Consider the following 12,742-nt stretch of genomic DNA (forward strand, 5'->3'; position numbering starts at 1 on the left):
CGGGGCGGCGCCGCCGCTCCCACCGGTCGGAGCCGCCGTGGAGCGGTCCGGCCGCGCGGTCGATCCGGACGGTGGACGGATGGACGAACACCGAGCGCCCGGCACCGCAGCGGGCCGTGCGGGCCGTGCAGGCCGTGCAGGCCGAGCGGACGGTCCCGACCGGCCGGACCAGGTCCTGCGGGAGCTGCTCGTCGGCCTGACGGCGGTCCGGGACGGCGACTTCCGCACCCGGCTCGGGTCCGACCTGCCGGGCGTGCCGGGGGAGATCGCCACCGTCTTCAACGGCATGGTCGAGCAGCTCGCCCGGGTGACCTCGGAGGTGACCCGGGTGGCGCGGGAGGTCGGTTCCGAGGGCCGGCTCGGCGGCCAGGCGCACGTCCCCGGCGCGGCCGGGACCTGGCTCGACCTCACGGGCGCGGTCAACGCGATGGCCGGCGACCTCACCCGGCAGCTGCGCAACATCGCCCAGGTGACCACGGCGGTGGCGCGGGGCGACCTCACCCAGAAGATCGAGGTCGACGCGCGCGGCGAACTCCTCGAACTCAAGAACACCGTCAACACGATGGTCGACCAGCTGTCGGCGTTCGCGGGCGAGGTGACCCGGGTGGCGCGGGAGGTCGGCTCCGAGGGCAACCTCGGCGGCCAGGCCACCGTCCGGGGCGTGTCCGGGACGTGGAAGGACCTCACCGACAACGTCAATGTGATGGCGTCCAACCTTACCGGCCAGGTCCGCTCGATGTCGGACGTGGCGACCGCGGTGGCCCGGGGCGACCTCTCCCGGAAGATCACCGTGGAGGCCAAGGGCGAGGTCGCGGCCCTGGCCGACGCGATCAACACCATGGTCGACACCCTGTCGGTGTTCGCCGACGAGGTCACCCGGGTCGCCCGCGAGGTCGGCACCGAGGGGGCGCTCGGCGGGCAGGCCCGGGTCCCGAACGTCGCCGGGACGTGGAAGGACCTCACCGACAACGTCAACTTCATGGCGCACAACCTCACCAGCCAGGTCCGCAACATCGCCCAGGTCACCACCGCGGTGGCCAACGGCGACCTCACCCGCAAGATCGACGTCGACGCGCGCGGCGAGATCCTGGAGCTCAAGACGACCATCAACACCATGGTCGACCAGCTCAGCTCGTTCGCCGCCGAGGTGACCCGGGTGGCCCGCGAAGTGGGCAGCGAGGGACGGCTCGGCGGCCAGGCCGAGGTCGAGGGCGTCTCCGGCACCTGGAAGCGCCTCACCGAGAACGTCAACGAACTCGCCGGCAACCTCACCCGCCAGGTGCGAGCCATCGCCGAGGTCACCAACGCCGTCACCGCCGGCGACCTCACCCGCTCGATCACCGTGGACGCCTCCGGCGAGGTCGCCGACCTCAAGGACAACATCAACTTCATGGTGGAGTCCCTGCGCGAGACCACCCGCGCCAACGAGGACCAGGACTGGCTGAAGACCAACCTCGCCCGCTTCTCCGCGCTGATGCAGGGCCGGCGGGACCTGGGCGTCGTCGCCGAGTCCATCATGGACGAGCTGACCCCGCTGGTCTCCGCGCAGTGCGGCGCCTTCTACCTCGCGGAGGAGACCGACGACGGGACGGTGCTGCGCCTGGTCGCCTCCTACGCCTTCCCCAGCGACTCCTCCCGGCCCGGCCTGTTCCGGCTCGGCGAGTCCTTCGTCGGCCAGTCCGCCCGCAGCCGCCGCACCATCGCGGTCGACCAGCTGCCCCCCGGCTACCTGTCCGCCACCTCCGGACTGGGCCGCACCGACGCGCTGGCCCTGATGGTGCTGCCGATCATCGTCGAGGACCAGGTCCTCGGTGTGATCGAACTCGCGGCCGTCCAGCCGTTCACACCGGTGCACCGCGACTTCCTCGGCCAGCTGATGGAGACCATCGGCGTCAACGTCAACACCATCGTCGCCAACGCCCGCACCGACGAGCTGCTCGGCGAGTCCCAGCGCCTCACCGCCGAACTCCAGGCCCGCTCCGAGGAGTTGCAGGCCCGCCAGGAGGAACTGCAGGTCTCCAACGCCGAGCTGGAGGAGAAGGCGGAGCTGCTGGAGGCGCAGAAGAGCGACATCGAGGCGAAGAACCTGGAGATCGAGCAGGCCCGCCAGGAACTGGAGGACCGCGCCCACCAGCTGTCCGTCGCCTCCAAGTACAAGTCGGAGTTCCTGGCCAACATGAGCCACGAACTGCGCACCCCGCTCAACAGCCTGCTCATCCTCGCCCAGCTGCTCGCCCAGAACCCCACCCGGAACCTCACCGCCAAGCAGGTCGAGTACGCGGGCATCATCCACTCCGCCGGCTCCGACCTGCTCCAGCTCATCAACGACATCCTCGACCTGTCCAAGGTCGAGGCCGGCAAGATGGACCTCAACATCGAGACGGTGCCGCTGGCCACCCTGGTCGAGTACGTCGAGGTGACGTTCCGCCCGATGACCGGCCAGAAGAGCCTGGCCTTCGCCGTGCGCACCGGCGACGGCGTCCCCGGCGAGCTGCGCACCGACGACTACCGGCTGCGCCAGGTGCTGCGCAACCTGCTCTCCAACGCCGTCAAGTTCACCACGCAGGGCGGCGTGGACCTGCGCGTCGAGGCCGCCGACGAGGCGGAGCTGCCCGACGGCGTGCGCCGGGACGGTCCGGTGGTCGCCTTCCGGGTCACCGACACCGGCATCGGCATCGCCCCGCAGCACCTGGAGACGGTGTTCGGCGCCTTCCAGCAGGCCGACGGCACCACCAGCCGCAAGTACGGCGGCACCGGTCTCGGCCTGTCGATCAGCCGTGAGATCGCCTACCTGCTGGGCGGTGCGATCACCGTCGAGAGCACCCTCGGCCAGGGCAGCACCTTCACCCTCTACCTGCCCATCACCCGGCCCGACCTGTCCGAGCCCGCCGCGGCCTCGGCCGCGGCCGTCGAGCCCGTCGGCGGTCCGCCGCTCGCCGACCGGCCCGCGGCGCCGCTGCCCGCCCGCCGCCTGCTCGTCGTCGAGGCCCGCGCCAACGGGCTGCTCGGCCTCGTCGCCGAGAACGCCCTCGCCGACCTGCCCCGCACCGACGGGCGCGAGGTGGAGATCATCACCGCCGTCGGCGTCCACGAGGCCGCCGCCACCCTGGCCGACGGGCCGTGCCACTGCCTGGTCCTCGACCTCGACCTGGCCGACGGCGCCGCGCTCGCCCTGCTGAAGGACATGGACGGCGACCCGGCCCTGCAGTCCGTCCCCGTGCTCGCCCACCGCAGCCGCGTCGTCGCCACCGACGACGACCTGCTCACCCGCGGCGCGGCCCGGCCCCTGGAGATCCTCTCCAGCCTCGACGAGCTGCGCGAACGCGTCGCCCTGCACATGAGCGCCGAACGGCCCGAGGACATCCGCCCGCGCACGGCCCGTACCGCACCGGCGTGGGACCCCGACGCCGACCCGAGCCTCGCCGGCCGCACCGCGCTGGTCGTGGACGACGACGACCGCAACCTCTACGCGATCACCGGGATCCTCGAACTGCACGGGATGAACGTGCTGCAGGCCGAGAACGGGCGCGCCGCACTGGACGCCCTGGCCACCCACGCCTCGATCGACGTCATCCTGATGGACGTCATGATGCCCGAGATGGACGGCTACACCGCCACCGCCGCGATCCGCGCGATGCCCGAGCACGAGCGGCTGCCGATCATCGCCGTCACCGCCAAGGCCATGCTCGGCGACCGGGAGAAGAGCCTCGCCGCCGGAGCCAGCGACTACATCACCAAACCGGTCGACGCCGCCGACCTGATCGGCCGGATCAGGGACCAGCTCACCGCCCGGGCACTGAACCCCGGACAGAGCTGACCCGCACCCGATCGTCAGGAGACCGCCGTGCACCAGCCCCAGGACCAGCCCCTGCATCAACCCGACGACCAACCCGCGGACCGTACTGCGGACCGTACTGCGGGGACATTCCCCCTCACCGGAACAGCCACGGTCGGACCGCAGCGCGAGCCCGCGGACGACCGGCCCGCCAATACCCGCCCGGCCCCCGCGGCGGTCACCCGCCTCGCCGCCACGGTGGAGAACCTCCGCGCGGAACTCGCCCGGGCCCAGGCCGACGCCGCCGGCCGGTCGCTGGTCGAGATGGCCGCCGGCGTCCTGGTCGAACGGCTGCGCTGCGGACCGACGGAGGCGGCCGCCCAGCTGACCGCGCTCGCCGGGCAGGCCGGCCTGCCCGTGCTGGAGTTCGCCGCCGAACTGGTCAACCAGGTCGCCGCCGACCGGATCTCCGCCATCGCCCGCGAGTTCATCACCTCCTCCGTGGACCCTCAGGAGGAGGCCGCGGTACGGCTGCGCGTCGCCGAGGCGCACAGCCTGGCCGCCGGCGACAGCGAGTCGGTGGCCGGCTCGATGCTCGCGACCGCGCTGCGCCCGCTGGGCGCCGTCGCCGTCGCGATCTGGGCCGCCCACCCCGACCAGTCGCTGACCCTCGAGGGCAGCGCCGGCTTCAGCGAGGCGGAGGCCCGCCGCTGGCGGTACGTCCCGCCCGGGGTGTCCACCCCGGCCCGCCGGGCGCTCGACGAACGGGAGACGGTCGCCCACTCCACCCTGGTGCAGGCGGCGCTGCCGACCATCGGTCAGCACGAGTACACCGGCGGACGCATCGCGGTGCCGGCCGGGACCGGCGGACGGCTGATCGGCGTGCTGGAGATCTGCTGGCCCCACGACCTGCCCCCGCAGTCCCAGCCCCTCCAGCGCCAGTTCGAGGCGCTGGCGGAGCTGTGCGCCACCACCCTGGAGCCCTGGACCGAACCCACCGGCCCGGAGCGGGCCGACCGCGAGTTCGACGACCTGCAGCGGCTCACCGACGGTGTCCTCGACCCCTGCCTGATCCTCCGGCTCGCGCCCGGCCGCGCCGAACTGCCGCTGGAGTTCGCCGTCCGGCACGTCAACCCGGCGTTCGTCGACTTCGCCGGCCGGCCGAACAGCGCGGTCGCCGGCGCGCGCCTGCTGGAGGCCTACCCGCTGGCCGCCGAGGCCGGGGGCCTGGCCGAGAAGGTGGAGCACGTGTTCGCCACCGGCGAGCCGTTCCGCACCACGGACATGCGGTTGGCCGCCACCGTCGACGGCATCCCGCTGCTCGCCCGGGCCCAGGTCAGCATCAGCCGGCACGGCCGGCACATCGTGGTGATCTGGCGGCTCGACGACGGCACGCCGCGGGTGGCCCGGCTGCTCCAGCACGCGCAGCGCCTGGGCCGGATCGGCGGCTTCGAGGAGAACGTCCAGACCGGCCAGATCGCCTGGAACGAGACCCTGTTCGACCTGCACGGCCTGCCCCCCACCGCCCAGCCGATCGCCCTGGAGCAGCTGCCCGAGCACGCCCACCCCGACGACCGCCCGGCGATCGGCCGGTTCCTGCGCACCCTGCTGCACCACCGGCGCCCGGCCTCCACCGCCTTCCGGCTGCAGCGCTCCGACGGCGTCGCCCGCCACATCCGCGTCGTCGCCGAACCGGTGCACGACGAGAACTCGGCCCTCACCACCGTCCGCGGCGCCTACCAGGACATCTCCGCCCAGCACTGGACCGAGGTCGCCCTCGCCGCCACCCGCGACCAGCTGGCGCACAGCGAGCAGCAGGCCGCCGAACGCAGCCGGCTCGCCCTCCAGCTGCAGCACGCCATCATGCCGCCCGCCCGCGGCCCGCTCACCCTGCACGACCTCCAGGTCGCCGTGCGCTACCGCCCTGCGGAGAAGGACCACCTGGTCGGCGGCGACTGGTACGACACGCTCGCCCTGCCCTCCGGCGAGATCCTGCTGTGCGTCGGCGACGTCGCCGGGCACGGCATCGAGGCCGCGACCGGCATGGTCGCCCTGCGCAACGCCCTTCGCGGCCTGGCCGCCACCGGCGCCGGTCCGGCCCAGCTGCTGACCTGGCTCAACAGCGTCACGCACCACCTCACCGACAGCGTCACGGCCACCGCCGTCTGCGCTCTCTACCACCCCGGGACCCGGCGGCTGCGCTGGGCCCGGGCCGGCCATCTGCCGCCGGTCCTGCTCCGCGAGGGCCGGGCCAGCGCCCTGCCTCAGCCGGGCGGGATCCTGCTGGGCGCGCTCGACCACGCCGACTACGAGGAGTCGCACCTCGAGCTGCGGGCCGGCGACACGCTGGTGATGTTCACCGACGGCCTCATCGAACGCCGCGACGAGTCCGTCCAGGCCTCCCTGGACAGCCTGCTGTCGCTCAGCGAGCAGACCTCCCTCGCCAAGGACGGCACACCCGACTCCCTGGAGAGCCATCTGGACCACCTGCTGCGCTACAGCAGCGCGGACACCGACGACGACACCTGCCTGGTCGGCATCTCGGTCGACCGGGCGGCCGGGACGTCGGAGGAGCCGGCGGAGTGAGCACCCGAGGAACGGACGCCCGGGACCGGCCCGCACCCCCGCGGTCGGTCCTTCACGAAGTCTTCACACGAGAGGCAGGCATGGAAGCCGAGGGACCGGGTAGCGGGGGACGGACCGCACCACCGAGGGAAAGGACCGGCATGGCCACGACCAGTGAGGACATCCTCCTCGCCAAGCCCGCGCACCGGACCGACCAGTCGCCTGCCGCCGCACCCGTCCCGACCCGGCCCCACCTCCCGGAGCTGGACGGCATCGAGGACCCCCGGGAGGTCGCACCGGCCGACGCCCGGGAGCTCACCCGGGTGCTCCTGGCACGACTCGCCACCCTGGAGGAGGGCACCCGGGAGTACTCCTACGTGCGCTCCACCCTGGTCGAAGTGAACCTGTCGCTGGTCCGGTTCGCGATCCGCCGCTTCGGCTCGCACCGCGAGAGCACCGACGACCTGCTGCAGGTCGGCTCGGTCGGCCTGATCAAGGCGATCGACCGCTTCGACGTCGACCACGGCGTGGAGTTCACCACCTTCGCCGTCCCCACCATCCTCGGCGAGATACGCAGGCACTTCCGCGACACCACCTGGGCCGTCCACGTGCCGCGGCGGCTGCAGGAACTGCGCATCACCCTCGCCAGGGCCCAGGAGGCGCTCTCCCAGCGCCTCGACCGGGCCCCGACCGTCGCCGAACTCGCCGAGCACCTGTCGCTGTCGCCGGAGGAGGTCGTCGAGGGCCTCACCGCGGCCAACGCGCACAGCACCGACTCCATCGACCTGGTCGGCGGCCGCGACGACGAGGGCACGAGCCCGCTCGCGGACCGCCTCGGCGAGCAGGACCGGCGGCTCGAGCTGGTCGACGACCTGGTGTCCCTGGAGCCGCTGGTGGCCGCGCTGCCCGAACGGGACCGCCTCATCCTGTCCATGCGGTTCACCCAGGACATGACCCAGTCCCAGATAGGCGCACAGCTCGGCCTGTCCCAGATGCACGTGTCACGTCTGCTCAGCCGCACGCTCCAGCAGCTGCGCCGCGGCCTCGACGGCGGCTGAGCGGGCCGCAGCACCCGGCCGCCGGACACCACCGTGTCCGGCGGCCTCCGTTCGGCCGGACCGCACCGTACGCGTAAGGTCGTGAGGACATCTGTGGAGGGGACGACCATGCCGATCCAGAACGACCCAGCAGCCGCGCCGCGGGAGGCCGCAGCCGTGACCACCGCCACCGCCCGGCCGCAACCGGCCGACGACCGTGCCGCCGTGTGCGTGCTCGTGGGCGACCTCGACATCGAGACCCTCCCCCCGGCCGAGCAGGCCCTCGACGAAGCGCTCCGGACCCGCCCGCAGGTCCTCGTGGTCGACCTCGAACAGGTCGGCTTCTGCGACTCCTCCGGCCTCAACCTGCTGCTCAAGACCCGCTTGAGCGCCACCGCGGCCGGCGCCGAGCTGCGGCTCGCGGCCGCCTCCCCGACCGTGCTGCGACTGCTGGAGCTGACCGGGGCCGACACGGTGTTCCGTCTGCACCCGTCGGTCGCGGACGCGCTCGCCGCACCCCGGTGAACGCGGGTGACGGACGAGCGGCGTGACACGCCCGGGGCACCGTGCATGAACCGGAGCCGGGCGGGAAGCAGAGCGGCGAAGAGCGCCGAACCGAAGGGGTACCCGTTCATGAACACTCGCCGGGAAACCCTGGACGAGACGCGCACCGAGGTCCGGTCCGTGGAGTCCGTCAGGTCGGTACTGCCGGCCGGCGGGCACCAGCGCCGCCGGATGCCCCTGGCCGGGCAGCACAAGCCCGTCGCGCGGGCCAGGGAGTTCACCCTCGCCGCGCTCACCGACTGGGCGTGGCCCGAGGCCGGTGACGTCGTCCTGCTGGTTGCCGAGCTCACCGCGAACGCCGTGCTCCACACCGACGGCCCGCTGGAACTCGTGCTCGACCTCTCCCCCGCGCGGCTGCGGATCGAGGTCAGCGACACCTCCCCGGTCCTGCCCGCGCCGCGCCGGCCGCACCTCCCCGGCCTGCCCGGCGGGCACGGCCTGTACATCGTGCAGCAGGCCTCCGACCGGTGGGGCGCGGTGCCGCACGAGCGGGGCAAGACCGTCTGGGCCGAGATCGACACCCGGCCCGTCGCCGTACGGTTCTGATCCCGCGGGTCCGACCCTGCGGTTCTGATACTGCGGTTCTGATGCTGCGGTTCTGATCCTGTGGCTCCGGGCCTGCGGGTCCGTACGTCGACGCCCGCCGCGAGCTCATCCTGCCTGCCGACCCCGGCCCGCCGACGCAGGCATGCCCTTCCCGCAGGTATGCCCTTCCCGCAGGCGGGCAGACGCAACGGCGACCCCGAACGGAGGTGGCACCGTGACGAGCACCGCCGTCCCTACGGCCGGACACCGGCTGGGGGCGGTGTGTCGGCGCGTGTGGCGGCAGGGCCGCGAGATCGAGCTGATGCAGCGCTCGCTGGCCTTCGCCGCCCTGTTCTTCGTCACCCTGGTCCCGCTGCTCATGGTGATCGCGGCGGCCTCCCCCGCCCGGGGCGACGGCATCGCCCAGTGGATCACCGACGGTCTCGGGCTCACGGCCCGCGGCAGCCGGTCCGTCGGCGTGCTGTTCGGCTCGCGCGGACAGGTCCTCAGCACCACCACCGGTCTCGGCCTCGCCGCGCTCGCCGTGTTCGGCGTCTCCCTCACCGGCGCGATGCAGTCCGCCTACGAGCGGATCTGGGACCTTCCGGCGGGACCGTGGCACGGCGTGTGGCGGCAGGCCGTAGCCCTGGCCGCCGTGACCACCTACCTTGTGCTCGCGGCCTGGAGCGGCGTGCCGGGGCACGGCACCGACGCCCAGCCCGCCCTGCGTATCGCCACCACCGTGATCGGCGGCGTCCTGCTGTTCTGGTGGCTGCCGCGCCTGCTGCTCGGTCCCCGGGCGCCGTGGCGCAGTCTGCTGCCCGGGGCGGTCGCCACCATGGCGGCCCTGGCCGGGCTGCGGCTGTTCTCCCGGCTGGTCTTCGCGCCGCTGCTGGTGTCCAACGCCGTCTCCTACGGCACCGTCGGCACGGTCCTGGTCGTGCAGGCGTGGCTGATCGGGGTCGGGTTCACCGTCTACGGCGGGAGCGTCGTCGGCCGGGCGCTGCAGCGGCCCGGTGACGCCCACCACCCGGACAGCGCCCCGGCGACCGGCGCGCCGGACCGCCCCGTCGAGGGGACCGGGCCGACACCGCCGCGGCACCGTCGGCCCGCCTGACGGGCGGGCCGACGGGCGGGCGACTGGGGCGGCAGTTCCGGGTTCGGGGATATTGCCCCGGGATCAACCGGTTTGCCTTTCCGGATCGGGGATACCCGGGGAGCATGGAAGATCTTGACCCCACGACACTCAGCGCCTCGCACGCCGCCCTCGGCGCTCCGGACTGACCGGGCAGGAACCCGCACACGCCCCCCGACAGACAGGAGACCGCACCCATGGACACCGTCCCCGTCCCCCCGAACCCCGACCTCACTCCGACGCCGCCGCCGCCCGTACCGCCTGCCCCACCGGCTCCGCCGGTGCCGCCGACACCGCCGGAGCCGGGAAAGCCGCCCGTGACGCCCGACCCGCCGGCCCCGCCCGGCCGGCCCGTCCCGCCTGAGCCGGACCCGGAACCCGCCCCTGAGCCCGGCCACGGCCGACCGGACCCCGGGCGGCACAGCCCCGCCGAGCCGCCGGACTGAGGACGTGTCCCGCGGGTGGGGGCGCGGGCGGTCGAGGAGCGCGCCTCCGCGGCCGTGGTTCCCGGACTATCCGCGGTCGCCGGTCGCGGCCGCCGCCGCGCGGTGGACGTGGTCGCGGGAGGCCGCGACCTCCGCCCGGAGGGCAGTGAGGTCGACGTCCAGCAGGCGCCCGGCCCACTTGCGGACGCGGCCGGCGATCAGCACGGTGTCGATGTTGCGGGCGTCCGCGCCGAGGACGACGGTGCCGATGGGGTCGTTCAGCGGGAGGTTGTTGATCTCGTCGGCGGTGATCATCAGGACGTCGGCCTGCTTGCCCGGGGTGAGCGTGCCGATCGTGGCGCCGAGACCGACGGTGGCGGCGCCCTGGCGGGTCGCGAAGTCCAGCACGTCGGCGGTGGTGATCCGGTCCGGCGGCCCGTCCGCGCCGCGCACGGCATCGGCGGCGCGTCCGGCACGGGCAGCGTGTACGCCACGTGCAGCGTGCACGGCATGGACGGCGCGCATCCGCTGGATCGCGTGCAGCGCCCGCATCTGGGTGAACATGTCGTTCGCCAGCGCCACTTCGACGTCGATGCCCAGGCCCGGCCGGACGCCCGCCGCGAGCGCCTCGTCCACCGCCGGGACGGCGTCCTCCAGGCCGATCTGGGCCTCGGAGGTCGGGGCGAGCGACACCCGGGTACCGCTCGCCCCGATCGCCCGCCACGCCTCGCCGGTCAGCCCGGTGGCGTGGATCAGGGTCAGCCCGTCGCCGAGCAGTCCCTCGCGCTCCCAGTCGAGCACGGCCGCGGAGGACGCCCGGCCGAACACCGCGTCCACGCTGACGCCGACGCCCAGTTCGGCGGCGACGCGGGCCAGCCCGGGCCCGAACGCCAGTGCGGGGCCGGCGATCTCCGCCGTCGCGAGGGCCGCCAGACGGAACGTGACCAGCCCGCTGCCGCCGCCGAAACGGTCGACCAGCCGGCCGAGGTCGGCCGGCCACTGCCGGTCCCAGTCGCCGAAGTGCGGCCCCATCGCCGCGTGGATCCCGCGGATCCCGCTGTCCACCAGCGCCTGCACGGCCGCGTCGGAGTGGGCGGCCGTCCGGGAGTTGTGCGAGAAGTCGAGCATTGTGGTGATGCCCGCGTCCACGGCGCCGAGGGCGGCCAGCCTGGTCCCCGTGTACATGTCCTCGGGGCGGTACACGGGCGCGTACCGGGCCAGCGTGGCGCCCACGTAGCCCGCCAGGTCGTCGACGTCGGGGATGAACCGGCGCAACTGGCCCTGCCAGGCGTGGCGGTGGGTGTCGACGAACCCGGGTACCAGGATCGTGCCGGAGGCGTCGACGACCACCGCGCCCGCCGCGTCGCCGCGGGCCCGCAGATCGGTGCCGACGGCGGCGACGGTGCTGCCGGCCACCAGCAGGTCACCGGTGGCCAGGGTGCCGAGGGTGGGGTCCATGGTGACGACGGTGGCGCCGGTGAACAGGATGCGCCGGCCGGGGTCGCCGTCGGTGCGGCGCAGCAGGTCGAGCAGCTCGGGCCGGGCGGTGTCGGTGGGTCGGTGGAAGGCGTGCAACGGTGGTCCGTTCGTGAGGAGAGGCGGCGGGCGAGGGTGTCCGGGAGGCGCGTTCGGCGGGGGCCGGGCACAGCCCGCGTCCGGGGTCTCCACGCTGCCACCGGGGCCCGGCCGCCTCCAGGCCGCGCTGTTCCTGGGTGCGGCCCACCCCCGCTCGGGGCTTCGCACCGCCCCGGGCGGCCCGTAGCCTCGACCGCATGCACACCGACGAACCCCCGCGCCCGCCCGAACACCCCGACGGACGGCGGGACGACGGCCCGCACGGTTCAGGACGGGCCGGGCAGGCCGGGCGGGCCGGGCGGGCCGGGCGGCACGACAACCTCCTCGGCGAATACCTGCGGGCCCGCCGGGAACACCTCGCCCCGGACCTGGTGGGCATCCCCCGGGTCGGCCACCGGCGGGTACCCGGACTGCGCCGCGAGGAGGTCGCCGTGCTGGCGGGCGTGAGCACCGACTACTACACCCGGCTGGAACAGGGCCGCGAACGCAGCCCCTCCCCCCAGCTGTTGAACGCGGTGGCCCGCGCCCTCCGCCTCGACGAGCACGCGGCCGCGCACCTGCTCCGGCTCGCCGCCCCGCGCCTCGCTCCCCGGCCGCGCCGCCGGGCCCCCGAGCGGCCGTCACCCGCGCTGCAGCAGCTCCTGGACAGTCTGGACACCCCCGCCGTCGTCGTCGGGCCGGCCTTCGACGTCCTCGCCCTCAACGGGCTCGCGGCCACCCTCTACACGGCCTTCGACCCGGTGGACAACCTGGTCCGGATGACCTTCCTCGACCCGGCCGCCCGCACCTTCCACCGCGACTGGGACCGTGCCGCCCACGACGCCGTCGCCGCCCTGCGCGCCGCCGCCGGCCGTGACCCCGAGGACCGCCGCCTCATCGAGGTGGTCGGCGAACTCTCCCTGCGAAGTCCCGAGTTCGGCCGCCTGTGGGCCCGCCACGAGGTGCACGGCAAGACCGGCGGCAGCAAGCTGCTCCACCACCCGCGGATCGGCGACCTCGACCTGCACTACGAGACGCTGACGGTCAACAGCGCCCCGGGCCAGCAGCTCGTGGTCTACCAGGCCCGGCCGGGCAGCCCGTCCGCCGAGGGCCTGCTGCTGCTCCGCGCGCTGGCTCCCTGACGGCCCACAGGGCCGAACGC

The 12,742-nt window shown here is 74.1% G+C and carries 8 protein-coding genes; 7 read left to right on the top strand and 1 reads right to left on the bottom strand.

Annotation, left to right across the window (positions count from 1 at the left end):
- Positions 1-79: 79 nt before the first annotated feature.
- From BI06_RS05895 to BI06_RS05920, 6 genes are all read left to right on the top strand, one after another.
- Positions 80-3,817 (top strand): HAMP domain-containing protein, encoded by a 3,738-nt coding sequence (locus BI06_RS05895; protein WP_082558327.1) that lies wholly within the window; start codon positions 80-82, stop codon positions 3,815-3,817.
- Positions 3,818-3,844: 27 nt separating this feature from the next.
- Entirely contained in the window at positions 3,845-6,361 is a 2,517-nt protein-coding gene (locus tag BI06_RS05900) for a SpoIIE family protein phosphatase (RefSeq protein ID WP_051740289.1), read from the top strand.
- 140 nt (positions 6,362-6,501) lie between these two features.
- A complete protein-coding gene (locus BI06_RS05905; protein WP_030395444.1) occupies positions 6,502-7,398 on the top strand; it encodes an RNA polymerase sigma factor SigF in 897 nt (298 codons plus the stop codon).
- 108 nt (positions 7,399-7,506) lie between these two features.
- Positions 7,507-7,902, top strand: a complete 396-nt coding sequence (locus BI06_RS05910; RefSeq protein WP_051740290.1) for an STAS domain-containing protein — start codon at positions 7,507-7,509, stop codon at positions 7,900-7,902.
- Between the two features lie 108 nt (positions 7,903-8,010).
- A complete protein-coding gene (locus BI06_RS05915; protein WP_106981229.1) occupies positions 8,011-8,487 on the top strand; it encodes an ATP-binding protein in 477 nt (158 codons plus the stop codon).
- A gap of 214 nt (positions 8,488-8,701) precedes the next feature.
- Positions 8,702-9,583: a YhjD/YihY/BrkB family envelope integrity protein gene (locus BI06_RS05920; protein WP_233290020.1), complete on the top strand. Its 882-nt coding sequence runs from the start codon at positions 8,702-8,704 to the stop codon at positions 9,581-9,583.
- Between the two features lie 530 nt (positions 9,584-10,113).
- On the opposite strand, the gene BI06_RS05925 is transcribed toward BI06_RS05920, so the two are convergent.
- On the bottom strand, positions 10,114-11,601 hold the full coding sequence (locus BI06_RS05925) for an amidohydrolase family protein (protein WP_233290021.1): 1,488 nt from the start codon (positions 11,599-11,601) through the stop codon (positions 10,114-10,116).
- Positions 11,602-11,798: 197 nt separating this feature from the next.
- Between BI06_RS05925 and BI06_RS05930 the strand changes: the two genes are divergently transcribed.
- Entirely contained in the window at positions 11,799-12,722 is a 924-nt protein-coding gene (locus BI06_RS05930; protein ID WP_082558288.1) for a helix-turn-helix domain-containing protein, read from the top strand.
- Positions 12,723-12,742: the final 20 nt, after the last annotated feature.

Source organism: Kitasatospora sp. MBT66, assembly GCF_000710405.2.
Taxonomy (GTDB): Bacteria; Actinomycetota; Actinomycetes; order Streptomycetales; family Streptomycetaceae; genus Kitasatospora; species Kitasatospora purpeofusca.

What these genes read in the sequence shown, in the direction of transcription:
- BI06_RS05895 (WP_082558327.1), top strand. Translation starts at nt 80, where the DNA reads ATGGACGAACACCGAGCGCCCGGCACCGCAGCGGGCCGTGCGGGCCGT.
- BI06_RS05905 (WP_030395444.1), top strand. Translation starts at nt 6,502, where the DNA reads ATGGCCACGACCAGTGAGGACATCCTCCTCGCCAAGCCCGCGCACCGG.
- BI06_RS05910 (WP_051740290.1), top strand. Translation starts at nt 7,507, where the DNA reads ATGCCGATCCAGAACGACCCAGCAGCCGCGCCGCGGGAGGCCGCAGCC.
- BI06_RS05915 (WP_106981229.1), top strand. Translation starts at nt 8,011, where the DNA reads ATGAACACTCGCCGGGAAACCCTGGACGAGACGCGCACCGAGGTCCGG.
- BI06_RS05930 (WP_082558288.1), top strand. Translation starts at nt 11,799, where the DNA reads ATGCACACCGACGAACCCCCGCGCCCGCCCGAACACCCCGACGGACGG.